This is a genomic window from Hymenobacter sp. BT559 (assembly GCF_017571525.1).
Taxonomy (GTDB): Bacteria; Bacteroidota; Bacteroidia; order Cytophagales; family Hymenobacteraceae; genus Hymenobacter; species Hymenobacter ginsengisoli.
This window is the reverse complement of sequence record NZ_JAGETY010000004.1, coordinates 321,100-344,903: the sequence shown is the minus strand read 5'-3', so window position 1 is coordinate 344,903 and position 23,804 is coordinate 321,100. Positions and strand designations below refer to the sequence as shown.

The following is a 23,804-nucleotide window of genomic DNA, read 5'->3' as shown; positions in this document are numbered from 1 at the left end:
TAAGTCGTGCTCGGTCAACTGCCTAGCAACCACTACTCACTAACCAGCCAGTTACAAAAACACGCTGAAGGTAGTGCCCTGGCCAGGCTGGCTAGCCACCTCTATGTGGCCGCCCTGGGCCTGCACCAGCCGGTTTACCAGAAACAGGCCGACGCCTGTGCCAGCAGCGGCTTCGGGGTGGAAGCGCCGAAACAGCTGAAACAGCTCGGCGCCGTGCCGCTCCAGGTCGATGCCCAGGCCATTGTCCGCCACATCAAGCACAGGGCGGCCGGCGGCTAGCCGGGTGCGCAGCTGCACCTGCGGCGGCCGGTCGGGGTGCCGGTACTTCAGGGCGTTGGCCAGCAGGTTGACCAAAATGGTGCGCAGGTTGCTAGGCACGCTGCGCACGGTGGGCGCCGCCGCAAAGTCGGTAGTGATAGCGGCGTCCGTGGCCAGTATCTGCGCGTGCAGGTTTTGCAGGGCCTCGGCCGTGGCAGTGGCTAGGGGCACGTCCTCCACCAGCTCGCGCACGGGGCGGCGCTCTTCCTGCACCACAGTGGCCAGGTCGGTGATGGTGGTGGCCAGCACGCGCAGCGAATCGTCGGCCAGGCGCCACATGTGTGGGGCGGCCGGGTCCTCAAACGTGGCCGACGTGCGCAGTTCCTCAAACAGGCCGCGCAGGTTATTGACGGGCTGCTTGAGGTCGTGGCTGGCCGCGTACACGAAGTTGTCGAGGTCGGCATTGGTGCGGGCCAGCTGCTGGTTGGCGTGGGTCAGCTCCTCGTTTTTGGCGCTGAGGGCCCGCTTGGTTTCTTCCACCATCTCAAGCGATTCGCGCAGCTGCTGGTTCATGGCCTGCACCTCCTGGTGGTAGCGCGACTCGTACTGCCGCCACTCGTTTTTTTCGATGGCGTGGCGCACGGTTTTGCCCAGCAGCTCGGGGTCGAACTGCTGCTTTACCAAGTAGTCGAGGGCCCCCATGTTGAGGGCCCGCACGGCTAGCGCCTCATTGCCGCCACCCGTTATCATTATCACGCACAAGCTGTTGGGCGGGGCTAGCTCCTTCAGCTTCAGCAGCAGGTCGAGCCCGTCGGTATCGGGCAGGTTGTAGTCGAGCAGCACGCAGTCGGGCTGCACGCGTGCAAACTGCGCTACCGCCTCCTCGCCCGAGGCAGCTTCTTCCAGCGTTACACTCTCATACCCTAGTTGTTTTCCCAAAAAACGCCGGTATAGCTGCCGGTCTTGTTCATTATCGTCAATCAGAAGAATCTTCTTCACGCGGTGCGGCTCAGTTCAGCGGGGGCAGCTCCGAAGTGCCCAGCCAGTACGTAATAGTTAGTCGGATTTTTTCTTCCAGCGCCGCGTAGTCAATGGGCTTGGTGAGGTAGCTGTTGGCCCCTAGCCGGTAGCAGTCCTCAATGTCGCGTATGCTCGAAGAGGTGCTGAAAATAATGACCGGAATAGCATTGAGCAGCGGGTCGTTCTTAAGCTCTTTGAGCACAGCGCGGCCATCGGTGCCCGGCAGGTTCAGGTCGAGCAGCACAATGGCGGGCAGCGTGGCCGGCCAGCCTACGGCCTTGCCATAGCCTTGCAGGTAGCTCAGGGCCTGGTCGCCGTCTTCACAGCGCAGCACGGGGTTTTGGAGGGCGTGCTTGCGAAAAGCCCGCCCCAGCGCCGTAAAGTCCTCGGCGCTGTCCTCAACGACTAGTACAGGTTTTAAAGGATTGTTAAGCACGGTTCTGATAAATTTATAGAGTAGCTAATTCTTTTGGTAACGCAAAATAAAACGTAGCGCCTTGGCCGAGTGCCGAATCAACCCACAGGCGCCCGCCATGTTTCTCTACCATCTTTTTGACGATGGCTAGCCCCGCGCCGGTGCCGCCGCCATACTTCTCCTGGGCATGCAGACGCTTAAAGAGCTTAAATATACTTTCGTGGTGCCTGGGGTCAATCCCAATGCCAAAGTCTTGTACGTAGAAAATATGATAGGCGGATGAATTGGCCACGCCCGGCACGGCCAGGCCGGCGGGGGCCTGGCCTACCACAACCGTTTTAATGGGTTGGTCGCTGTATTTGATGGCGTTAGTAAGCAGGTTGTTGAACACCTCGTACAGGCGCACCCGGTCGGCCTGAATGGTAGGCAGCGGTCCCTCCACCTCCACGGAGGTATGGGTTTGCTCGAGGCGCGGCTGCAGCAGGTCGAGCACTTCGGCCACCAGCTCGTTGAGGTCAACTTCGCTCGGGGTAAGGTCCTGGCGGCCCACCCGCGACAGCTGCAGCAGGCCCTCAATAAGGCTTTCCATGCGCTGGCTCAGGCGCACCAGGGTCTGGAGCTTGCTTACCCCGTCGGCGTCGAGCTGGCCGGCGTAGTCTTCGAGCAGGAAAAGCGAGTAGTTGTGAATACCCCGCAGGGGCTCCTTCAAATCGTGCGAGGCCACGTAGGCAAACGAGTCGAGCTCGTCGTTGCTGCGTTCCAGCTCGGCGTTGAGGCGGCTCAGGGCCTGGGCACGGGCGTGCAGCTCATTGAATACCTTGAGGCGCACATCGGAAATGTGCAGCCTGATTTCCTGGGCAGCCTTGATTTCGAGGGGCTTCCAGGGCGCCGAGGTATTTTCGACAAACTGCTTCCAGGCCTCGAACGACTGGCGCGGCGACAGAAAAATCTGGCCATCTTCCAGGTGCTGGGGCTTTTCGTTTTGGCCGGCCCAGGTCACGGTTTGTACCACTTCGGGCCGAAACCACAGCAGGTAGCTGCCCGGCGCCTCGGCCAAAGAGGCCGCAATAAAGCCGCTGGCCGAGCCGCGCAGGGCTAGCCCCGCCGGGTTAAGGGAAGCATACGAGTCGGTGTAAAAAATATCCTGCGGCACATTGGCTTGCAGCCAGGCCAGTAGCTCTTCTATCTGCGGCTGGCTGGGCGTGGTGCCCAGGATAATTATCTCCTCATCAAAGCAAATAGCTGCTCCGCTGCAATCGAATACGTCCATCAGCGTGGGCGTCTTCCGGTAGAGGCCCTCCACAAAATTGGAGGTGGTCGAAACGTGCTCAAACAGCCGGGCCTGGCGCTCGCGCACCTGCAGCTGGTAGGCCTGCTCGTCCTGCTTTTCCTTGGAGGTGAGCAGGGCCGAAAACGTTTTGGCAATAAACTGGCACAAGTCGCGCAGCTCGTAGCTCACGAGGCGCGGCGTGAGGTGGTGGCAGGTTATCATGCCCCAGAGCTTGTCGTCCTGGATGAGCGAAATCGTCATCGTGGCGGCCGAGCCCATGTTGTGCAAGTACTGGATGTGAATGGGCGACACGCTGCGCAGCACGGCGTAGGTCATGTCGGGCGGACGGCTGGCGCGGGGCGGGCGCAGCGGCACCAGCCGGGCCGGCACGTAGCTGGCATCCGGAATAAAGCGCAGCCAGTTTTTGAGGTACATGGCCCGCGCCTGCTGCGGAATGTCGGAAGCCGGGTAGTGCAGCCCCAGCCAGGGCGCCAGGTCGGGCCGGCAAGCCTCAGCAATGATTTCGCCGCTCTCGTCGGGCGCAAAGCGGTAGATGGCTACCCGGTCGAAGCCCGTGATGCCGCGCACCTGCTCCACGGCATACTGGCAAAAATCGACGACTGAGCCGGCACTCAGCATCTGGCTCAGGGCAGCGTTCAGAAACGGCAGGTCGAGGCTGGCCGGCCCCTGCTCCGCTACCGGCTCAAACTCCAGCCACAACAACCCATCGTAGCGGTGCATGATGAGCTTGTAAAACGGCTGGCCCGCCACCGGCTCCAGGCGCACGCCCAGCAGCAAGTGGGCCTCGGTGAGGGTCGGAAAGGCTTTTGCCAGCTCGGCTACCCGCTCGGGGGCTAGCAGGCGGCTCAGGCCCTCGGCACCCGTCAGCTCGGCAGGGTCAAAGCCGAGCAGCGCCTGGATATTCTCGCTGGCATACACCACCTGATGCGATACCTCATCGAGGCACAGCATAAAGCCGTAGGGCTGAATAGACCCCGGTATATGGATGGGCTCGCGGTCACAATTACTGAGCGTAATCGGCTGGTCGAGCAGGCTTTCGTCGGGTAAGCTCACGGGCGGGCTAGCCAGGCGGCTAAGTGTTGAAACGTATGAATGGCCGACTGCACAATGTCGTTTTCGTTGGCGTCGGTGGTGGTTTGGGCTAAGAGTTGGCAAAACGCTTTCCAGCGCGGGCCGGTTCGCTCACCATAGCCAATAAAGTAGCGGTGCAAGTCGCTGCCGGCCTTGGCCAGCTGCCGGGCCAGCACTTGGCCGCCCAGCGTCGAGCCCTCCAGCACGTACATGGCCCCTAGCAGCTGCGGCACGGTGGCCAGCGGCGGCATGGACGGGCACAGCGGCAGCTGCCCGGGCGTAGCGTGCAGGTCTTCCAGAATGAGGTGGGCGCGCAGGCGCTCGGGTATTTCCCAGGCCGGCCCTAGCGCGGCGGCGTGGCCCAGCAGCGCGGCTTCGTAGGGGGCCAGAAAGCCGTACATCTTGGCCAGAAACCGGGCCGTGGCTGCCTCGCTAGGGGTGCCAGCGGCCAGCGCCTGGTTGAACTCGTTCTGCTCCACGGCATCGTGGTAGGGGCGGGTTTCGGTGCGCAGGCGGGCCAGAATGGGCGCGGGGGCAGGCGGGGTAATCAAGACAGCAGAAGCAGCTAAACGAAAGGCAGAAACTGCAAATTAATTGCGAAATGACCAACTGGGAGGTGAAGAAGCCAGCTGCTAAGGCCACAAAAACAGCTAGCCCACTCATCAACAGCTACGCGGCCTAGGGCACGGTGCAGCTTAGCCTACGCGCCCTGCTGCGGGCCGGGCGGCGCTACAAGCGCTTTTTCTTGCCGCCCGTGATGATGGGCGGAGGGTACCTGCACATTGTATATGGTGCCGGGCTCCAAGCCATCAACCGGGATGCGGTGCTGGGTCGCCGCCCAGGCGCGGCAGCAGCTGGTGGTGCCGGTGCTGGCAGTGGTGACGCGCAGGGCCGCCCCTTTTTCATAGCCTACAAGATGTTAACCTCGGGGTGCAATTCGATGCCGAACTGTGTGCCCACCGCCCGGATAATTTCCTCGGCCAGCTCGCGCAGTTCCTGGCCGGTGGCGCCGCCGTGGTTTACCAGCACCAGCGCCTGGCGGTCGTGCACGCCGTGGGTGCCCGCGCCGGCGCCGCGCCGCAATCCTTTAAAGCCCGCCTGCTCGATAAGCCAGCCGGCGGGCACCTTCACGCCGCCCGGCACCGGGTAACCCGGCAGGGTGGGGTAGCGGCTTTTGAGCTCGTCAAACTTGCTTTGTGATACCTCGGGGTTTTTGAAGAATGAGCCCGCATTGCCGATTTCGGCCGGGTCGGGCAGCTTCGAGCGCCGGATGTGCACCACGGCCTGGCTTACATCGCGCGGGGTTGGCTCGGCCTCGATGCCCAGCTCGGCCAGCGTCTCCTGAATGGCGCCGTAGCTGCTGTTGGTGGGGCGCTGGGCCTCGGCGCGGTGCAGGCGCAGCACCACTGCCGTAACCACGTACTGGTTTTTGAGCGGGCCTTTAAACACGCTCTCGCGGTAGCCAAAGCCGCATTCTTCCTTTGAAAACACGCGCAGCTCGCCGGTGCCGATGGCTAGGGCCTCCAAGCGCTCGAAAGTGTCTTGCAGCTCGGCGCCGTAGGCGCCGATATTCTGGAGGGGCGCGGCGCCCACCGTGCCCGGGATGAGCGATAAGTTTTCGACGCCGCTCAGGGCCTGGTCGAGGGCGTATTCTACCAGACCGTGCCAGCTTTCGCCGGCCCCGGCGCGCAGCAGCGCCGTATGCGTGTCGGCCTCTTCAGAGATGATTTCGAGGCCTTTAATTTCATTTTTCAACACCACGCCGCCAAAATCCTGGGTTAGCAGCAGGTTGGAGCCCCCGCCCAGGATGAGCAGCGGCCCGGCCTGCACCGGGGGGCTGGCCAGCAGCTGGCGCAGCTCATCTACCGAGGCGAAGCGGGCAAAATAGCGGGCCTGCACATCGAGGCCGAAGGTGTTGTAGGGGCGGAGCGAAACGTATTCTTCAAGCTGCATGGCCGCAAAGGTCGGGCAGGTAGCGCGGACTTTGCCGTCGGCGCCGGTAGTGGGCCGGTAGCCCACGCCAACTACAACGTTGGCGCTACATTCGACCTCATGGACGCCCAGCACACCACCCGCCTCAGCAAGTTTCTCAGCAGGCACCTGCGCCACGCGCCCGCCGCCATCGGCCTGCACCTCGACCCTAGCGGTTGGGTGCCGGTGGCCGACCTGCTGGCCGCCTGCGCCGCTCACGGCCACCCCCTCACCCGCGACGAGCTGGAGGATATCGTGGAAGACAATGACAAGCAGCGCTTTGCCTTCGATGAGGCGGGCCAGCGCATTCGCGCCCAGCAGGGTCACAGCGTGGCCGTCGACTTGCAGCTAGCCCCCGCCGAGCCGCCGGCGGTGCTCTACCACGGCACGGCGCCGGCCGCGCTGGCCACCATCCGGCGCGAGGGCTTGCAGAAAATGAGCCGCCACCACGTGCACCTCACCGCCGACGAGGCCTCCGCCCGGCGCGTGGGCCAGCGCCGGGGCCGCCCCGTGCTGCTGGCCATCGAGGCCGCCGCGCTGCACACGGCGGGCGGCATCTTTTACCGCTCCGGCAACGGTGTGTGGCTCATTGAGGCCGTGCCGCCGCAGTACATCAGGGCGTAAGGAGCAGGGCGTTTAGAAGGGCAAACAGGCAGCAAAGTCAGGCGGAAAAAGGGCATTGAAGCTGAGGAAAAGCTGCTACTTCGGCCCATGAATGACTTGGAATACAAATTATTACGCACCAATTAATCACTGCGCTTCCGACATGAGAAAAATCAGAATAATGGAACACGTTTCCCTGGATGGGGTGATTCAGCATGAAAATGGGGACGGCTTTGCCCATGCCAACTGGACGACACCTTACCGTACGCCGGCCGGGCTGGCTGCTGTAGTCGAAGCCTACGGTAGTCGTTTCGATTTGCTGCTGGGCCGCCGCACCTACGATGCCTGGGCCACCTTCTGGCCCGCGGCCGGGGCTAGCCCCATGGCCAACGGGCTGAATGCGGCAACCAAGTATGTGGTGACCCACCGGCCCGAGAGCCTGGCCTGGGGCCCCGCCGAGGGCCTGACGGGCGACATCGTGGCGGGTATCCAAGGCATCAAGGCCACGGATGGGCCCGACCTGATTGTCTGCGGCAGTTCCACGCTCACGACGCTATTGCTTGAGCAGGGCTTGGCCGACGAAGTGGTACTGCTGGTTTACCCGGTGCTGCTGGGCCGGGGCAAGCGCTTTTTTTCGGATGAGGCCGACGCGCGCGAGCTTGCGTTCGTCAGCTCACAGGCTACCTCTACCGGCGTGCTGCTCAATACGTATCGGCACGTAGGCGCGCTACGGTCTTAGGGCAAGTATCGGAAAAAACGAAATGGCGTTGGCTAGCCGGTCAGCAAAGCGGCCGGCTAGCCAACGCTACTATTTCAGGTTTGCCTTCACGTTGAACTGCGAGTCGGCCCGCACCTTCGTATCCTGCGGCAGAGCCTTGGCCAACTCGGCCGACGTAAACAGCGTGTAGTTGCCGCTCCGTAGATACATATCGAGCTTATTGCCACTGGGCGTGAGGCTGATAGTAGTTTGGCCGGTAGGTACGGGGTTAAGGGAGGCTAGCAACACCTTATTACTGCCGGCAGCGTCGGTCGCAATGTAAATGCTGATGCTTTTCAGGAAATCAAACGTCTGGGTGGACGGGTCGGTAGTGGTGAGCGTCAGCTTGTCGAGGGTCACATCCTGCACGTAGTCGGCCGTGGTATTATTGCCCGCATAAGTGCTTGAGGAAGTTGAGCTGACCGCGATACCTGGCAGGTTGAGCGCCGTACCCGCTAGCAGCCCCGTAGCCGGTATGGTGAAGTTGGTTGAGTCACTGACTTTGAAAGACAGCAGGTCGGCTATTTTCTGGCAGCTGCTGGCCGCCAGCAGCAAGGCAGGAAGCAACAAGAACAGGGCGAGAGGTTTAGGCAAAAAGCTTTTCATGCAGAAGAAAGAAGTTGCGCTTAGCGCGTTGAGGAGTGACGGCGAAAGAGGTTAGTCCGCTAGCCCTGCTAACGGCGGAGGCTCGCATTTACGTGCGCGGCTGCGGCAGATTTAGCGCACCCGGTAGCCGCTCAGGGCATAAAACAGCAAGTAGGCGTAGCACAGCGCGGGCACCGCAATAGCCACCCGCATGCCGCCGCCGTGGGTGGCCAGAAAGCCCATGAGCGGCGGAATGATGGCCCCGCCCACGATGGCCATAATCAAAAACGACGACCCCTGCTTGGTAAATGGCCCTAGCCCGGTGATGGCCAGCGGAAAGATGACGGGCCACATAATCGAGTTCATCAGCCCGCACAGCACGATGAGCCACAGTGCCGTTTCGCCCTGGCTGAGGATGGAGGCGCCGACCAACACCATGCCCGCTGCGCACACCGCCACCAGCATCAGCCGGTTGTTGAGCTTGAGCAGCATCGGAATGCCCACCACCCGCCCCACCAGCGAGCCAAACCAGTAAGACGACACCAGCACCGCACCCACCGCCTTGGTGAAGCCCGCCGTAGTGTCAATCGGCGCCGGGCTTTGCCCGAATAGCTCGCCCGCGAAGTTGGTGGCTACGTTTAGCCCCCGCACCAGGCTCTGGGTGAAGGGCGACAAGGACTGAATACCCTGGCTTTCGCCGTAGCGGATGAGAAAGGACCCTAGCCCCACTTCCACGCCTACGTACACGAAAATGGCCACGATGCCCAGCACCAGGTGGTGGTAGCTCAGGGCCGACGTGCGGCCCTGAGCTACAGATTGGTGTTCCAGTACTTCTTCCTCGGGCAGGGCGTCGATGTCCGGCAGCCGCAGCAGAAAGAAGATGCCTGCCAGCACCGCCAGAAAGCCGGCTAGCCCCAGGTAGGGTGCTTTCACGAGTTGGGCCTCCTGGGTGAGGCGCTGGGCCAGGGGCAGCGCTGCCAGTTGCGCCTTCAGCGCCACCGAGCCGCCGAAGAGCAGCAGCCCGCCCACCAGCGGCGAAATGGCCCCGCCGAAGTTGTTGGCCACGCCCACGATGCTCACCCGCGAGGCCGCCCGCCGCGCCGGCCCCAGCACGCTCACGTAGGGGTTAGCCGCCACTTGCAGCAGCGTAATGCCCGCCCCCAGCACCGCCAGCGCCGTCAGAAACAGCGGAAACGCCCGCGTATTGGCCGCCGGCACGAACAGCAGCGCGCCGCCCGCCATCACAAGCAGCCCCACCACGATGCCGCGCTGGTAGCCCAGCTTTTCGAGAAGCTTGCCCGCCGGCAGTGACATGAGAAAATACGCCCCAAAAAACGCCGACTGCACCGCCGACGACTGCAAATCAGTGAGTTGGCACACGTCCTTGAGGTAGGGCATGAGCACGTCGTTGAAATTGGTAACCGCCCCGAAGAGCAGAAACAGCAGCGTCATGAGCACCATCGGCCCCGCGTAGGAGCGCGTAACGGTGTCCGAATTGGAAAGGGTAGGAGAAGTAACGGGAGTAGCCATACGGGGCGGAAGGTACAAAAAAAGCCGGCTGCGGGGCCGGCTAGCTAGGAATAGACGGGTTGCTACAACTCGTACCGGAAGCCTAGCTTTTTAAAGTACTGTTTGAGCTCAATCCACTTTCGAGTATCAAAATCGCCAAGTCTCGCTAAGTCTTTGGAGCTAGTGTAGCCGTGGCAGTCAAAGCAAATGTCGAGATAGGACGTTCTGCCGTTTTTAATAATAAATACGGCATGGTGAGGCGAAAAACAATGTGCTGTCACGCTTGCGGCATCTTGAAAAGGCCTAGCTAAAATTTGACCTAATACAGTCCGTTGCGCACCAGTAATAGTTTGGTGCTCGATGAGAATTTTATAGTTGGGTTTACCGGCAATTATGAGTTTTGGAAAAGGTAATTCGTTGTCGTGAGCGTCTACTTCAACATCTCCGGCTGTTCCCTTATGACTTGCCAGAATTACGGTATCGGCAGCATTTATTTTAGCTATCAGCCAGTCAGCCTTTTGTATGGGGGCAGTTGAGCAGGTTAGCCACAATAAGGCGATTATCAATGCTTGGTAATGCATGACCAACTGAGAGCTAGGATTCAATTTGTATAATCTTCCCGTCGTGCATCATCACGACTTCGCTATTTTCTGACGCTTAAATTTAAGCATCCGTTTGTAGGCTATTATTAAGCCGGCTATAATTTTCTCTTGGCGCTCAAGCTGTTCTTCTAAATGCATGGTAGCGAGAGGAATCAAAGCTGCCAATTATTCTTCAGCGCCGCTAGCCGGGGCACGAGACACGACTTGGTTTCGTCGGTTTCGGAAACAAAGATGTCAACCGGGTCGCCAAATTTCTTTTCCTGCACGAATAGCAGGTCACTGGTTGAGGACTCACCGAAGAGTTGAGGATTTGCCGAGCCGGCGTAGTGGTAGCTGACTACGTAGCTAGGGGTGCTGCCACCCGAAAAGTTTCTTGTGGGCTGAGCAGTGATGCCTTGCACGGTGCCTGTGCGTGCCAAGCCGTAGCGGTAAAGACGGTATTTCCTGAGGGTTGGCAATGCGCCGATAAGCAAGAAAGGCAACCCGATGAGTGCAAATAGACTCGGGATAGCCGCTAGTAGAGCGATGCGTGGAAACGAATAAGGCTTCAGTGATGGAATGACGCTTTCGCCAGCTAATACCTTGATGGCTAGAGTGTCGTTGGGGCGTAGTGCACTGGCCCGCTCGGTATCGAAGGTTTCGAATTGGTCGGTGCGTGGCTGCCCGTTGCTGCTATATTGGTAGGTGATAAGTCGGGGAGACTGCCCATTTACGTTGATATTGGTAACCAGGGAAATATCCGTAATGCGGGCCGTGGCTGGGGTGCCGCTGCGCACAATTTCTTCATAATCATACTTTTCGGAAGGCCGTTGCGTAGTCGGCATTACGAATAGCATGGGAAGTAGAAGCAGGATAGGCCCTAGTATAAAGGCTAGCCCCATGAACGTGAATTTGCCTCGCTCCTTGATAAGAGTCCAGAGAGTGGCGAAGTCGATAGGGCGTGGGGCGGGCATGAAATGAAGTAAATGGCGGCGGTCGCAAGTTAGTCTTACCGCCCGCTAGCCCCGACCTTTACGCCATGCACCTTACCGCCACCACCCAGTTTGGCCTCGAAGACGTACTGGCCGACGAGCTGCGCCAGCTCGGCGCCACCATCGACTACGTAGGCAGCCGCGCCGTTGAGTTTAGCGGCGACAAAAAACTGCTCTACAACACCATTCTCTGGAGCCGCACGGCCATGCGCCTGCTGCGCCCCTTCGCCGATTTCTACGTCCCCGACGAGCGCGGCCTCTACGACGAGGTGTATCGTATCGACTGGAGCCGCTTTATCCGCCCCGGCCAGACGTTTGCCATCACGGCCGTCGTCAACAAGTCGAGCTTCGAGCACTCCTTGTATGTGGCCCAACTCACCAAGGATGCCATCGTGGACCAGTTTCGCGAGCGCACCGGCGAGCGGCCAAGCATCGACACCCGCAACCCCGACATCCGCATTCACCTGCGGATGCTTGAAAACGAGGTGATTCTGAGCCTCGACGCGGCCGGCGACTCGCTGCACCGCCGCGGCTACCGCCAGGGCACCAACGAGGCCCCGCTGAACGAGGTGCTGGCGGCCGGCCTCATCCTGCTCAGCGGCTGGGATAAGAAAAGCCCGCTCATCGACCCCATGTGCGGCTCGGCCACCATCCTCACCGAGGCGGGCCTGCTGGCCCAGCGCATTGCGCCGGGGCTGTTTCACCAGGACAAGTTCGGCTTCGAAAACTGGCCTGACTTCGACGCTAGCCTTTGGCAGCAGCTGCGCCAGGAGGCCGAGGCCCAGCGCATCGAGGAACCGCAGGCCTACCTGGCCGGCTCCGACCTCGACCCCAAAGTGATTCGCGACGCGGCGGCCAACATCGAAGCCGCCGGCCTCGACGAGTGCATCCGCCTGAGTGTGCGCGATGTGCGCGATGCCCAGCCGCCCCAGGGCCAGGCGCCCGGCCTCGTTATCACGAACCCGCCCTACGGCGAGCGGATAGGGGAGGAGGCCCAAATGGATGCGCTCTACAAGACCATCGGCGACGCGCTGAAAACGAATTTCCAGGGCTACGACGCCTTCATTTTCACCGGCAACCTGGAAGCCGCTAAGCGCATTGGGTTGAAAGTATCGCGACGCATTCCGCTGTTTAATGGACCGATTGACTGCCGCTTGCTGAAATATGAGCTGTACCGCGGCTCGCGCCGGGCTACCCCGGCCGCGTCGTAAAGCGTCAGCTTAAGTATTGAGTAGGTGAGGGTAAGCTAGCGCATAGTTGAGAAAATAGGTTCTGAAAGTGAGTGAGTAATTTGCTTGCTTTCAGACTGTTTTTGCATCTTATGTCACCGGCTTAGCGTAAGAGGAAACTCATCTGTTTTACATCTACTTCCCATGCGCCTTACCTGGACAAGCACTGCCGCCCGCTGGGCCGCCCCAGTTGCTGCGCTGGCTCTGCTAGCCTCCTGCAGCAGCCAGACCACCGAAACCACTACCTCAACTACTGCCAGCGACTCTACCGCGAGGGCTACCAAGCCCGCCACCGATAGCTCGGCCGCCGGCCGGGCCATGGCCGTGAAGCCCAGCGGCCCGAAGCCCGCCTGGGGCCCCGGCCTGCACCCCGAGATGCAAGCCATTATCGAGCAGCTCACCGCCATGAGCGGCCCCACGCCAATGGCCAAGCTGACGCCGGCCGAGGCTCGCAAAGCTCCGAGCGCTACCGACGCTACGATGGCCACGATGCAGAAATTCAACATCCCCACGCCACCCGTAACAGCCGATACGATGAGCCGTGAGGTAATGCCGGGCGTGAAAGTGCGCATCTACACGCCCAAGGGCGCTACGGGTACGCTGCCGGTTATCGTCTATTATCACGGTGGCGGCTGGGTTATTGCCAACCTGAATACCTACGACCCCTCCGTGCGCGCCCTCACCGAGCAGACGGGTGCTATCATCGTATCAGTGGCTTACCGCCAAGGCCCGGAGCATAAATTCCCGACTGCCCACGACGACAGCTTTGCCGCCTACCAGTGGGTATTGAAAAACGCCGCTAGCTTCAAAGGCGACCCGACCAAAGTAGCCGTGGCCGGCGAAAGCGCTGGGGGCAACCTGGCCTGCGCCGTGAGCATGATGGCCCGCGACAAAAAGGTGCAGCTGCCCAAGCATCAGCTGCTCGTGTATCCCATTGCGGGCTACGACCTAAATACGCCTTCGTATTTGGCCAACACCGAAACCAAGCCGCTCAATAAAGACTTGATGGCGTGGTTCTTTAAGTACTACTTGCGTACTCCCGCCGATGGCAAAAACCCGCTCATCGACCTCGTGCACGCCAACCTGAAGGGCCTGCCCCCCACCACGGTCATCACCGACCAGTACGACCCGTTGATGAGCGAAGGCAAGATGCTGGCCGACAACCTCCAGAAGGCCGGCGTTCCCGTTAAATACCAGAACTACGACGGCGTAACGCACGAGTTTTTCGGTATGGCTGCCGTGGTGCCCGAGGCCAAACAGGCCCAGGCCCTGGCTAGCGGCGAGCTGAAGAACGCGCTGAAATAAAACAGTTAGCCACTTAATGGCGAAGAAAAAAGGGCGCCCGCTAGGGTGCCCTTTTTTATGTGGCCACTCGGGAATAATCGGCGGCCCCGCCAGCAAAAGCCAGGCTTCAGCGCGAGTAGCTGCTAAATGGGCGCCTGCACTAGCACGATGCTGCGGGCCGCTAGGGTATAGGCAGTGGTGCCGGCGGGCAGTGTCCGCTGCTGGTAGCTGACCACGTTCGTATCGGGGGCGGTTAGGGTGTTCATGGCGTCTAGGGAGGGGGCGGTTAGCTCGTGGGCCGTCCAGTGGCCGGTGATTTTGGGGTTGAGCTTCAGCCGGATGGCCGCCGCAGGGTCGCGGTTGACGAGGGCCAGGGTAAGCGTTTTGCCATCGGTCGAGGCCGACACGTCCAGCGTGGCCACGCCGGTGGGTGCCACGGCCACGCTGCGGGGGCCGCACAGCCGGCGGTAGAGCGCCATTGGGTAATAAATCGTCTGGCAGATGGACGTCGTTTCGTTGGTCATGATGGGCGCCAGCACGTTCACCGTCTGCGCCCAAGTGGCTAGCCCAATCACGGCCGCATTGCGCTGAAAAATATTGAGAAACGTGGCCACGCCCAGCGCGTGGTTCCAGGTGTAGCGCTGCTCCAGGCCGTAGGCGCCCTGGCCGCCGGCCTCCCAGATGCCCCACTCGTCGAGCGCGATTTTAACGGGCTGCTGCCGGCTCGGGAAGCGGTACCACTTACTAAAGTTTTCGACCTTGGCCGGCGTGAGCGCCTTAATCTGGGCCGCCAGCTTCTGAATGCTAGCCTCCATCGTGGCGATGGAGGCGAAGAGCGACGCCGGCTCGCCGGGCTTGGAGCTGGCATAGAGATGCAGCGAAATGTAGTCGCATATCGGGTGCAGCTCGCGCAATACCTCCTCGTTCCACGCCGCCTGGTCGCCGGCCATAATGAGCTGAATGGAGGGGTCTTGCAGCTTCATCAGCTTGGCGTAGTACCACGCTTTTTTGACGTAGTCCTGCACGTTCTGGAGCGTGCCGACGTCTTCGCGAGCGGCTTCCTCATTGCCTAGGCCCCAGTATTTTACCCCGTAGGGCGCGGCGTGGCCGTTGGCCTGGCGCTGGCTGGCATAGCTGGTGCCGGTGCCGTTGCAATAGTCCACCCAATCGGCCGCTTCCTCGGCCGTGCCGGTCGACATGTTGACGGTCAGAAACGGCGCCGCCCCCACCAGCTCGGCATAGCGCATAAACTCGTCGGTGCCGACGTGGTTGTTGTCGTTGCCACCCCAAATCAGGTTTTTGCGCACCGGCCGGGCGGGGCCCACGCCGTCCTTCCAGTGATAAATCTTGGTGACCGTGCCGCCGGGGTAGCGCAGCAGGGGCGGGTGCAGCTGCTGCACTTTTTCGAGCACGTCGGGCCGGAAGCGGCGCTGCGCGTCGTCGTAGATGCCCCCATAGATGGCCCGGCCCAGGTGCTCGATAAACTGGCCGTAAATATTGGGCGAAATATCCCCCAAAACCTGGTCGGGATAAACCGTTATCTCCGCCACGTTGGGCGCCAATAGCCCAGCGGCCGAACTTGGTACCGCCGCCCCGATAACGGCCCCGGCGCTCAGCTTCACAAACGCCCGTCTCGACTGTTTTTCCATGCCAACTACTACTGTGCGCGCAAAACTAAGCCGCGCGGCCTCCGTGGAGCGCCGCATCCTGGCTTCTGGGCGTATGCGCCGCTAGGGTGATGTCGTTCAGCGAGGAAACACAAGATGCGGCGCTACACGGCCGCGCCCAGCACCTTGGGGGCAGCTTCTTGCTTGCGCAGCTGCGCTAGGGCCGGCGTCATCCGGGGTGCCCTGCCCCCTGGCCGCTAGGTCAAAAATCTACATTACGCTAGCCCACAGGCCAGTGGCCGCGCCCCTTGCTTCGCTGGCCGCCGAGTTGGCTAAATTCTTTGGAACTTCGTGGGGCCGATTGTTATTTCAATCTTTCGACCGAAGTGCCTTATGTCTGCTGCTACTGCCCCCGCCGTTTCCCTCACCGCCGCCCGCCAGGCGCTCAAGCGATACTACGGCTACGATAATTTTCGGCCCATGCAGGGCGATATTATCCAGAGCATTCTGGGGGGGCAGGATACGGTGGTGCTCATGCCCACCGGCGGCGGCAAGTCGGTCTGCTTTCAGATTCCAGCCGTAGTGAGCGAAGGCGTGTGCGTAGTCGTGTCGCCGCTCATCGCCCTCATGAAAGACCAGGTAGAAGCGCTGAAGGCCAACGGGATAGTGGCGGCCTACATCAACAGCAGCGTGGGCCAGAGCGAGTCCAACGACATTGCCCGCGCCGCCGTCAGCGGCCACCTCAAGCTGCTCTACGTGAGCCCCGAAAAGCTGCTGAGCGACGGCTTTATGCAGTTTCTTACCAGGGTCAATGTCAGCATGTTTGCCATTGACGAGGCGCACTGTATCTCAAGCTGGGGCCACGATTTCCGGCCCGAGTACACCCAGCTAGGGGCCCTGCGGCAGCATTTTCCGAGCACACCCATTATCGCGCTCACGGCTACGGCCGACCGCCTCACGCAGCGCGACATCAAGACCCAGCTCAACCTGCACGAGCCGCAGGTGTTCCTGTCGAGCTTCGACCGGCCCAACATCAACCTCGTGGTGCGCCCCGGCCAGGACCGGCTAGGGCAGATGCTCGACTTCATTGCCCGCCACCCCGGCGATGCGGGCATCATCTACTGCCTCTCGCGCAAAACCTGCGAAACGGTGGCCCAAAAGCTGCAGCAAAAAGGCATCAAGGCCGGCTACTACCACGCCGGCATGACGCCCAACCAGCGCGCCGAGGCCCAGGAGAAATTCCTGCAAGACGACACGCAGGTGATTGTGGCCACCATCGCCTTCGGGATGGGCATCGACAAGAGCAACGTACGCTGGGTGATGCACTACAACCTGCCCAAGAATATCGAGGGCTACTACCAGGAAATCGGCCGCGCCGGCCGCGACGGTGGCCCCGCCACGGCTATCCTGTTCTACAGCTTCGCCGACGTGATGTCGATGCGCGAAATGGTGACCAAGGACGTGCCCCAGCGCCAGGCCCAGCTCAACACGGCCAAGCTCGAACGCATGCAGCAGTTTGCCGAGGCGGCCAGCTGCCGCCGCCGCATCTTGCTGCACTACTTCTCCGAAGACCTGGGCTGCGACTGTGGCAACTGCGACATCTGCCGCAACCCGCCTACCACCTTCGACGGCACCCTGCTGGCGCAGAAGGCGCTCTCGGCCAGCGCCCGCGCCCAGCAGCGCGTAGCTATCAACCTACTCATTGATATTCTGCGCGGTATGCGCAACCAGGCCGTGCTGCAACACGGCTACGACCAGCTCAAAACCTACGGCGCCGGCCAAGACTTGCCCTACCTCGATTGGTATAGCTACGTCCACCAGATGCTGAATGACGGCCTGTTCTACATCGCCTACGAAGAAGGCTACGCCCTGAAAATCACCGAGCGCGGCCAGCAGGTATTGAAAGGGCAGCTGCCGGTGTCGCTCAAAAAATTTCAGGTGGCCGAGAAGGCCGAAAAGCCCACCCGCGCCGGCAAAAAAGCCGCTGCCGAGGCTGCCGCTACCGCTGCCGGTTCGCCCGAGGCCCGGCTGTTTGAGCGCCTGCGCCAGCTGCGCAAGCGCATTGCCGACGAGCAGGGCGTGCCGCCTTACGTGGTATTTACCGATACCACGCTCCAGGAGATGGCGCGCGAGCAGCCTACCAGCCGGGTGGCTATGCTCAGCATCTCGGGCGTGGGCATGAAGAAGTTTGAAACCTACGGCGAGGCATTTATCGAGGCCATTATGCAGCACGGCCCACCGCGCGCCGTGCCCGCCGAGGATGAGGCCGACGACCTGCCCAGCGTGCCACCCTTCATCGACGAAAGCGCCTCTAAAAAAGGTGCCGCCATAAAAGGCGCAACCGAAGAAGCTACTATTGAGCTCCACCGCCAAGGCTTGAGTCTGGCGCAAATAACCCAGCAGCGCGGCCTGGCCCTGAGCACCGTGCAGGGCCACCTGGAGCGGGCCTACGCCAAAGGCATCGACCTGCGCCTGCACGAGTTCCTGAGCGATTCGGACCTGGCTGCTATCGCCGCCGCGCGTGCGCAGCTAGGCCCCGGCGCCGGTCTACGCGACCTCTTTGACCACCTGCGCGAGAAGTACGACTACTTTCAGCTGCGGTTGGCGGGCATTCGGGCGCAGCGCGGGCGGTAAGTAGCTATATGGCGCAATGCAGTACTTGCTCTCAACAGTCTGCTCACTGCCCCCTTCGCGGGCCTGATGCTTACTAAAACGCTGCCCCACCGCACGTTCGAGAAACATATTCTCTTTCTCGCAATTAAAAGCTACGAAACCCTGCTTGCCTGTAGCTTGGCTTTCGTTGGCCGACTCGGCTAAACCGGTCTTAAATCTGTAGGCTTAACATCAGTTAATTAGCAAAACAGCTGCCTCGCTAGGCAGCTGTTTTTGCATCCGGGTAGCTAAAAAATTACTTCGCCCAACAATTCCCACCTAGTTAGCGTTGGCAAGTCTAATGGAATTAGTAACTTGCGCCCTGTGTTGCTGGTTTTGTGCGTCGCGCGCCCTCCGCGTTGGGTTTTTCTCCCCTGTCTTTCCTAACCGTTATGATTAATACCAACCTCAAGTTCTGGCGCCGCGAGCTAGGTCTTACCCAAGCCCAACTGGCTGATAAACTGAATATCAAGCGCTCATTGGTGGGCGCTTACGAAGAAGGTCGCGCCGAGCCGCGCCTCGCCACGCTCGTAAACATGGCCCGGCTCTTCAATATTCCGCTCGACTCGCTGGCTACCACCGACTTTACGAAACGCAAGAACGCCAAAACCGCCGCCGCCCTGCGCGAAGCCGGCCCCCTTACCGAAACTCTGCCCGAGGAAAAGCCACTGCGCGTGCTAGCCTTTACGGTAGGCCCCGACGATAAGGAAAATATTGAGCTGGTGCCACTCAAAGCGGCTGCCGGCTACCTCAACGGCTACGCCGACCGCGAGTTTATTGAAGAGCTGCCCCGCTTTCGCTTGCCGATGCTGGCAAGCACGGGCACCTACCGCGCCTTCGAGATTGCCGGCGACTCGATGCTGCCCCTAGCCAGCGGTACCACCATCGTGGGCCGCTACGTCGACGACTGGGCTAGCATAAAAGACGGCACGCCCTGCATTGTGGTGAGCCAGAAAGAAGGTATTGTCTTCAAGCGCGTGTATAATAAGCTGAAGCAGAGTGCTATGTTTGCCCTGCAATCGGATAACCCGCTCTATTCTCCCTACGACGTAAAAGCCGAGGATGTGCTCGAAATCTGGGAAGCCAAGAGCTATATCAGCAGCGCCTTCCCCATCGGCGGCGTTTCGCTGGAGCACCTGGCTAGCATGGTGCTCGACCTCACGCAGCAGGTAAAGCAGCTGCAATTGCAGCGCGCGTAAGCTATTGCCCGAGTAGCGCCAGAGACAACAAAAACCGTGTGTCGGGCTGAACTTGCTCAGCCCGACACACGGTTTTTGTTGTCTCTGGCGCTAGCCTTACTTCAGCCGCATTTCCTCGATGATGCGCTGAATCTTAGCTTCTGCCTTTTTGTGCGTCGTTTCGTAGTCCGCAATTGAGGCTAGCGGCTCTTTTACGCTGAAATAGAACTTGATTTTGGGCTCGGTGCCGCTGGGGCGGGCCGATATTTTATCGCCGGCGGCGGTGATGAATTGCAGCACGTTGGAGCTTTCCACACCGGTGCTTGCTTCCTGGCCCGAGGTGAGGTGGTGAATTTTGCCGGTCTGGTAATCGCGGATTTCTACCACCGGCGAGCCTGCCAGGGTCTTGGGCGGGTTCTTGCGCAGCTCCACCATCATTTCCTGAATTTCTTCGGCGCCGCGCTGGCCTTTCTTGGTCAGCGAGATAAGGTCTTCGACGTAGAGGCCATACTGGGCGTACATCCGCTGCATTTCCTCGTACAGGGTGCGGCCCTCGCCTTTGGCTACGGCAGCCATCTCGGCCACGAGCGCGCAAGCCGTTACCGCATCTTTGTCGCGCACAAAGTCGCCGATGAGGAAGCCATAGCTTTCCTCGCCGCCGCAGATGTATTTTTCCTGGCCCGCTAGCTCCCGAATGAGGCCCGCGATGTACTTGAAGCCCGTGAGCGTGCGGTAATACTTCACCCCATAGTGATGCGCGATATCACCCAGGATTTCGCTCGTCACGATAGTGTACACAATGAAGTCGTTGGGCTGCGCCTTACCGGCCTTTTGGCGGGCCGACAAAATGTAGTGCGTCAGCAGCGCGGCCGTTTGGTTGCCGTTCAGCAGCACCCATTCGCCTTTTTCATTCTTTACGCCAACGCCCACCCGGTCGGCGTCGGGGTCAGTGGCTAGTACAATGTCGGCATTCTGCGCCTTAGCCTGGTCGAGGGCTAGCTGCATAGCCGATTTTTCTTCCGGGTTGGGCGACTGCACCGTTGGGAAGTTGCCATCGGGCGTGGCCTGGGCCTGCACCACGCTCACGTTGGTAAAGCCAAACTCGGCCAGCGCCGGCGGCACCAGCTTGATACCCGAGCCGTGAATCGGCGTGTACACGATACCCAAATCGTGCTGCTGCTGAATAGCGGCGGGGTTAATGCTCAGCTTTTTTACCTCGGCCAGGTAGGCCGCATCTACTTCCTGCCCAATGCTATGAATGCGGCTAGGGTCACCATCAAATTTCACTTCCTCGGGGCTCGTGATACGGTTAACCTCCGTGATGATGTTGGCATCGTGCGGGGCCACTACCTGCGAGCCGTCGTTCCAATACACTTTGTAGCCGTTGTACTCCTTGGGGTTGTGCGAGGCCGTGATAACGCAGCCGCTTTGGCAGCCCAGGTGCCGGATGGCAAACGACAGCTCGGGCGTAGGCCGCAGGCTTTCAAATAGATAAGCCGTGATGCCATTGCCCGCAAAAATGCCGGCTACCGTTTCGGCAAAAAAACGCGAGTTGTTGCGCGAGTCGTGGGCGATGGCTACTTTGATTTCCTGGTTCGGAAAGCTCAGCTTCAGGTAGTTGCACAAGCCCTGCGTCGCCATGCCCAGCGTGTAGCGGTTCATACGGTTCGAGCCAGGACCCATGACGCCGCGCAGGCCGCCGGTGCCAAACTCCAGGGTGCGGTAGAAGGCATCATTAAGCTGGTCGTCTTGGTGCGTATCAACGAGTTGCTTGATAGCGGCCTGGGTTTCAGCATCGTAGGCGGGCGTAAGCCAGGTATTGATGCGCTGCTGAACGTCGGGGGAAAGGGGCATAGGAAAGAAGAGATGAGAGGCGTGGTCGCACAAAAGTAAAGACGCCGGCGGGCGTCTTTACAGGGTATTGCTCTACGGTAGCGGAGCGCCGAGGTTGGGGCGCCAGGGCGTGGGGTGCTTAGCTGGCAGCCGTGTCTTCGCGCAGCTCTACGCCGTAGCGGCGGGCAAAGCCTTCGAGCTGACCGCGCAGCACGGCGCGGCGGCGGGTGCCGCGCACCTCGCGCATGTTCAGCACGTGGATGTCGCCATCCTTGAGGCGCACGCGCAGCTGGCGGGGTAGCAGTTCGAGCAGGCTCATATTTTCGGCCGCAAATACCTGCTTGGCCCGAAACAAGCCCGCCTTATGCACCAGGTAGCCCGGCGCAAACTCAAAGTAGCTCTGGGTGCCAAACACCGGCGCATTATGCACGAGTATAAAGCCCAGATACACGACGCAGCCCGCCAGAAACACATAACTCAACCAGTAAAAGTCTTGCGTGCTGGGCGAGTTGCGCAGCATTAGCACGGCGTAAACAATGGCGAAAATCGCCAGCGAAACCTGCACCCCAAAGGAGAGGCGCGACGAGTTAGCCGGACGTAAGCGAATGCGGGTAGTACCAGTGGGCATGGCGCAAAAGTAAGCAGTAACCAAAAGAACGTCCGGCTGCGCTAGCATCTACTAGCGCAGCCGGACGTTCTCTGACTATAAGGCAGCTTATACCAGCTTCGCTTCCAGCGTCATATCGTGCACGGCGCTCAGCGCCTTCGATACCGGGCAGTTGGCCTTGGCAAACTCGGCGTGCTTCTGAAAGTCTTCGGGCGTGATGTTGCCGCCGGTAACTTTCCCCTCCACGCTCAGCTGAATTTTTGTGATGACGGGCGGCTGCTGGCTAGGGTCGAGCGACACGGTCGAAGTAGCGTTGAGGTCCTCGACGGTGTGGCCGTGCTGCGACAGCACAATGGCCAGAAACATGGTGTAGCAGCCGGCGTGCGCCGCGCCAATCAACTCCTCCGGGTTGGTACCTTTTTGCCCTTCAAAGCGCGAGCCCACTGAATAAGGGGCATTTACTACGCCGCTTTTGGTGCTGATAGAGCCGTGGCCCTTCGCGTCGCCCGTCCACTGGGCTTTGCCAAATTGATTAATCATGGGAAGTGTTAAAAATGGGAGATAAAGAGAATAGTTTGCTAGCACTACGCTGGCCGCCGGTTTACAGCCTAGCCGCTAGAAAGGTTTGTTTAAAAACGATGCTTGCAAAGCTAAACACAATAAGTAAAGCTGGCTGATTCTTTGGCTAAGAATAAGTAGCAAAACAGCCCGCTAGGCTGCTGCCCGAGGCGCGGGACGGGCTGGGCGCTGGTGCGCTCCCTATTTTTGCCAGTGATGGGAATAAAAGCTGTTTTGAGCCGCCCGCTGGCAGCCTATACGGTGCAGCAGTACCGGCAGTGGCAGCGGGCGCCTGCTGCCACGCAGCTGCGGCTATTGCGCCAGCTGGTGCGCGCGGGCGCGGGCACGGCCTTCGGCCGGGCGCACGATTTTAGTGCTATTCAAACGCCCGCCGACTTTGCGGCTAGGGTACCCATCCGCGACTACGAGGCCCTCAAGCCGTATTTCGACCGGGTAAGAACTGGCGAGCCTGCGGTGCTGTGGCCCGGCCGGCCGCTGTACCTGGCCAAAACCAGCGGCACCACGAGCGGAGCAAAGTACATCCCCATTACGCGGGCCAGCATCTCAAACCACATCAACGGCGCCAAGGATGCGCTGCTGCACTACGTGGCTGCCACCGGCCGCAGCCGCTTCCTCGATGGCAAGCTGATTTTCCTGTCGGGCTCACCCGAGCTGGAGCGCGTAGGTGGCATCCCTACGGGGCGGCTATCGGGCATCGTCAATCACCACGTGCCAGCCTATTTGCGTCGTAACCAGCTGCCTAGCTACGCCACCAATTGCATCGAAGACTGGGAAACCAAGCTCGACGCCATCGTGGCCGAAACGCTCGGGCAGCCGATGACGCTCATCTCGGGCATCCCGCCCTGGGTGCAAATGTATTTCGACCGCCTCACGGCGCGCACCGGGCGGCCGGTGGGGGAGGCGTTTCCGGCGTTCGACCTCTTCGTATCGGGCGGTGTGAGCATGGAGCCCTACCGCGCTCGCCTGCTCGAAAGTATTGGCCGGCAGGTCGATAGCATCGAGTTGTTTCCGGCCTCCGAAGGTTTCCTGGCCTTCCAGGACCAGCCCGGCAACCCCGGCCTGCTGCTGCGCCTCGCTAGCGGCATCTTCTTTGAATTTGTGCCAGCCGAGCGTTTTTTTGAGGAAAACCCGCCCCGCCTCACCATCGGCGAAGTCGAGCTGGATAAGCAGTACGCCGTGGTGCTCACCTCCAATGCCGGCCTGTGGGCCTACTCGCTCGGCGACACCGTGCGCTTTGTAGACCTGCACCCGCACCGGGTGGTGGTCACGGGCCGCATCAAGCACTTTTTGTCGGCTTTTGGCGAGCACGTTATCGGGGAAGAAGTGGAAGCCGCCCTGCGCGAGGCCGTGCGCCAGCACCCCGAAACGGAGGTTACCGAATTTACGGTGGCCCCTTTGGTGAGCGACGACCCCAGCCAGCCCTCGCGGCACGAGTGGCTGGTCGAGTTTGCCCAGCCCCCGCACGATGCCGCTAGCTTCGCCGCTGCGTTGGATACGGCTCTGCGCCAGCGCAATACCTATTACGACGACCTGCGACAGGGCAACATCCTGGTGCCTCTCCTGCTCACGCCGCTGCCAGCGGGCGCGTTTCAGCGCTACATGAAAAGCGTGGGCAAGCTAGGTGGCCAGAACAAGGTGCCGCGCCTGGGCAACGATAGAGGGCTAGCCGAAGGGCTATTAGGGGGCAGCGCTAGCTGCTAAGCATTCAGCGGGCTCGCAGCGCCGCGCCTGACCAGGTGGATACGGCTGTCTGGCAGGCGGCTGTAATGATGAGGCTGGCCA

20 protein-coding genes are annotated in these 23,804 nt (G+C 60.8%); 7 read left to right on the top strand and 13 right to left on the bottom strand.

Annotated elements, in window-relative coordinates; all coding sequences use genetic code 11:
* Positions 1–51: 51 nt before the first annotated feature.
* The 5 genes from J4D99_RS07950 to murB all read right to left on the bottom strand — a co-directional run bounded on the left by J4D99_RS07950 (position 52) and on the right by murB (position 6,122).
* Positions 52–1,257 carry a response regulator gene (locus J4D99_RS07950; RefSeq protein ID WP_208131168.1) on the bottom strand — a complete coding sequence of 402 codons (1,206 nt, stop codon included), beginning with the start codon at positions 1,255–1,257 and terminating at the stop codon, positions 52–54.
* A gap of 10 nt (positions 1,258–1,267) precedes the next feature.
* Positions 1,268–1,714 carry a response regulator gene (locus J4D99_RS07945; protein WP_208131167.1) on the bottom strand — a complete coding sequence of 149 codons (447 nt, stop codon included), beginning with the start codon at positions 1,712–1,714 and terminating at the stop codon, positions 1,268–1,270.
* 13 nt (positions 1,715–1,727) lie between these two features.
* Complete coding sequence (locus J4D99_RS07940) at positions 1,728–4,037, bottom strand: ATP-binding protein (protein ID WP_208131166.1); 2,310 nt, start codon at positions 4,035–4,037, stop codon at positions 1,728–1,730.
* A complete protein-coding gene (locus tag J4D99_RS07935) occupies positions 4,034–4,606 on the bottom strand; it encodes a biliverdin-producing heme oxygenase (RefSeq protein WP_208131165.1) in 573 nt (190 codons plus the stop codon). The genes J4D99_RS07940 and J4D99_RS07935 overlap by 4 nt, the downstream gene beginning before the upstream one ends.
* 358 nt (positions 4,607–4,964) lie before the next feature.
* Positions 4,965–6,122, bottom strand: a complete 1,158-nt coding sequence (murB, locus tag J4D99_RS07930; RefSeq protein ID WP_309509636.1) for a UDP-N-acetylmuramate dehydrogenase — start codon at positions 6,120–6,122, stop codon at positions 4,965–4,967.
* Here murB and J4D99_RS07925 point away from each other — a divergent pair.
* Both J4D99_RS07925 and J4D99_RS07920 read left to right on the top strand, forming a co-directional pair.
* On the top strand, positions 6,108–6,650 hold the full coding sequence (locus J4D99_RS07925; RefSeq protein WP_208131164.1) for an RNA 2'-phosphotransferase: 543 nt from the start codon (positions 6,108–6,110) through the stop codon (positions 6,648–6,650). The genes murB and J4D99_RS07925 overlap by 15 nt on opposite strands.
* Before the next feature lie 160 nt (positions 6,651–6,810).
* On the top strand, positions 6,811–7,368 hold the full coding sequence (locus tag J4D99_RS07920) for a dihydrofolate reductase family protein (protein WP_208131163.1): 558 nt from the start codon (positions 6,811–6,813) through the stop codon (positions 7,366–7,368).
* Between the two features lie 69 nt (positions 7,369–7,437).
* On the opposite strand, the gene J4D99_RS07915 is transcribed toward J4D99_RS07920, so the two are convergent.
* From J4D99_RS07915 to J4D99_RS07900, 4 genes are all read right to left on the bottom strand, one after another.
* The gene (locus J4D99_RS07915; RefSeq protein ID WP_208131162.1) at positions 7,438–7,980 is read right to left on the bottom strand and encodes a hypothetical protein; all 543 of its coding nucleotides are present in this window, start codon (positions 7,978–7,980) and stop codon (positions 7,438–7,440) included.
* A gap of 123 nt (positions 7,981–8,103) precedes the next feature.
* Positions 8,104–9,501 carry a sugar MFS transporter gene (locus J4D99_RS07910; RefSeq protein ID WP_208131161.1) on the bottom strand — a complete coding sequence of 466 codons (1,398 nt, stop codon included), beginning with the start codon at positions 9,499–9,501 and terminating at the stop codon, positions 8,104–8,106.
* A gap of 62 nt (positions 9,502–9,563) precedes the next feature.
* A complete protein-coding gene (locus J4D99_RS07905; protein WP_208131160.1) occupies positions 9,564–10,061 on the bottom strand; it encodes a hypothetical protein in 498 nt (165 codons plus the stop codon).
* Between the two features lie 173 nt (positions 10,062–10,234).
* Positions 10,235–11,035, bottom strand: coding sequence for a hypothetical protein (locus J4D99_RS07900; protein WP_208131159.1), 801 nt, complete (start codon positions 11,033–11,035; stop codon positions 10,235–10,237).
* A 65-nt stretch (positions 11,036–11,100) separates the two neighbouring features.
* Between J4D99_RS07900 and J4D99_RS07895 the strand changes: the two genes are divergently transcribed.
* Positions 11,101–12,264 (top strand): THUMP domain-containing class I SAM-dependent RNA methyltransferase, encoded by a 1,164-nt coding sequence (locus J4D99_RS07895; RefSeq protein WP_208131158.1) that lies wholly within the window; start codon positions 11,101–11,103, stop codon positions 12,262–12,264.
* Positions 12,265–12,426: 162 nt separating this feature from the next.
* A complete protein-coding gene (locus tag J4D99_RS07890) occupies positions 12,427–13,587 on the top strand; it encodes an alpha/beta hydrolase (protein ID WP_208131157.1) in 1,161 nt (386 codons plus the stop codon).
* A 122-nt stretch (positions 13,588–13,709) separates the two neighbouring features.
* Here the strand turns inward: J4D99_RS07890 and J4D99_RS07885 are convergent, their stop codons facing one another.
* Positions 13,710–15,215 carry an alpha-L-arabinofuranosidase family protein gene (locus J4D99_RS07885; RefSeq protein WP_208131156.1) on the bottom strand — a complete coding sequence of 502 codons (1,506 nt, stop codon included), beginning with the start codon at positions 15,213–15,215 and terminating at the stop codon, positions 13,710–13,712.
* A 351-nt stretch (positions 15,216–15,566) separates the two neighbouring features.
* Here J4D99_RS07885 and recQ point away from each other — a divergent pair, with 351 nt between their 5' ends.
* Positions 15,567–17,807: a DNA helicase RecQ gene (gene recQ, locus J4D99_RS07880; RefSeq protein ID WP_208131155.1), complete on the top strand. Its 2,241-nt coding sequence runs from the start codon at positions 15,567–15,569 to the stop codon at positions 17,805–17,807.
* A 410-nt stretch (positions 17,808–18,217) separates the two neighbouring features.
* A complete protein-coding gene (locus tag J4D99_RS07875) occupies positions 18,218–19,024 on the top strand; it encodes an XRE family transcriptional regulator (protein ID WP_208131154.1) in 807 nt (268 codons plus the stop codon).
* Between the two features lie 96 nt (positions 19,025–19,120).
* On the opposite strand, the gene J4D99_RS07870 is transcribed toward J4D99_RS07875, so the two are convergent.
* The 3 genes from J4D99_RS07870 to J4D99_RS07860 form a co-directional block, all read right to left on the bottom strand.
* Positions 19,121–20,857, bottom strand: coding sequence for a phospho-sugar mutase (locus J4D99_RS07870; RefSeq protein ID WP_208131153.1), 1,737 nt, complete (start codon positions 20,855–20,857; stop codon positions 19,121–19,123).
* Between the two features lie 118 nt (positions 20,858–20,975).
* On the bottom strand, positions 20,976–21,464 hold the full coding sequence (locus J4D99_RS07865) for a hypothetical protein (RefSeq protein WP_208131152.1): 489 nt from the start codon (positions 21,462–21,464) through the stop codon (positions 20,976–20,978).
* 87 nt (positions 21,465–21,551) lie between these two features.
* Positions 21,552–21,983 (bottom strand): OsmC family peroxiredoxin, encoded by a 432-nt coding sequence (locus J4D99_RS07860; RefSeq protein ID WP_208131151.1) that lies wholly within the window; start codon positions 21,981–21,983, stop codon positions 21,552–21,554.
* A gap of 234 nt (positions 21,984–22,217) precedes the next feature.
* On the opposite strand from J4D99_RS07860, the gene J4D99_RS07855 reads away from it, so the two are divergent.
* Positions 22,218–23,723 carry a GH3 auxin-responsive promoter family protein gene (locus J4D99_RS07855; RefSeq protein ID WP_208131150.1) on the top strand — a complete coding sequence of 502 codons (1,506 nt, stop codon included), beginning with the start codon at positions 22,218–22,220 and terminating at the stop codon, positions 23,721–23,723.
* Positions 23,724–23,804: the final 81 nt, after the last annotated feature.

Coding starts and splice junctions, on each gene's coding strand:
- J4D99_RS07865 (WP_208131152.1), bottom strand. CDS start 21,464: ATGCCCACTGGTACTACCCGCATTCGCTTACGTCCGGCTAACTCGTCG.
- J4D99_RS07920 (WP_208131163.1), top strand. CDS start 6,811: ATGGAACACGTTTCCCTGGATGGGGTGATTCAGCATGAAAATGGGGAC.
- J4D99_RS07905 (WP_208131160.1), bottom strand. CDS start 10,061: ATGCATTACCAAGCATTGATAATCGCCTTATTGTGGCTAACCTGCTCA.
- J4D99_RS07925 (WP_208131164.1), top strand. CDS start 6,108: ATGGACGCCCAGCACACCACCCGCCTCAGCAAGTTTCTCAGCAGGCAC.
- J4D99_RS07855 (WP_208131150.1), top strand. CDS start 22,218: ATGGGAATAAAAGCTGTTTTGAGCCGCCCGCTGGCAGCCTATACGGTG.
- J4D99_RS07890 (WP_208131157.1), top strand. CDS start 12,427: ATGCGCCTTACCTGGACAAGCACTGCCGCCCGCTGGGCCGCCCCAGTT.
- J4D99_RS07860 (WP_208131151.1), bottom strand. CDS start 21,983: ATGATTAATCAATTTGGCAAAGCCCAGTGGACGGGCGACGCGAAGGGC.
- J4D99_RS07910 (WP_208131161.1), bottom strand. CDS start 9,501: ATGGCTACTCCCGTTACTTCTCCTACCCTTTCCAATTCGGACACCGTT.
- J4D99_RS07900 (WP_208131159.1), bottom strand. CDS start 11,035: ATGCCCGCCCCACGCCCTATCGACTTCGCCACTCTCTGGACTCTTATC.
- J4D99_RS07895 (WP_208131158.1), top strand. CDS start 11,101: ATGCACCTTACCGCCACCACCCAGTTTGGCCTCGAAGACGTACTGGCC.
- recQ (WP_208131155.1), top strand. CDS start 15,567: ATGTCTGCTGCTACTGCCCCCGCCGTTTCCCTCACCGCCGCCCGCCAG.
- J4D99_RS07870 (WP_208131153.1), bottom strand. CDS start 20,857: ATGCCCCTTTCCCCCGACGTTCAGCAGCGCATCAATACCTGGCTTACG.
- J4D99_RS07875 (WP_208131154.1), top strand. CDS start 18,218: ATGATTAATACCAACCTCAAGTTCTGGCGCCGCGAGCTAGGTCTTACC.
- J4D99_RS07885 (WP_208131156.1), bottom strand. CDS start 15,215: ATGGAAAAACAGTCGAGACGGGCGTTTGTGAAGCTGAGCGCCGGGGCC.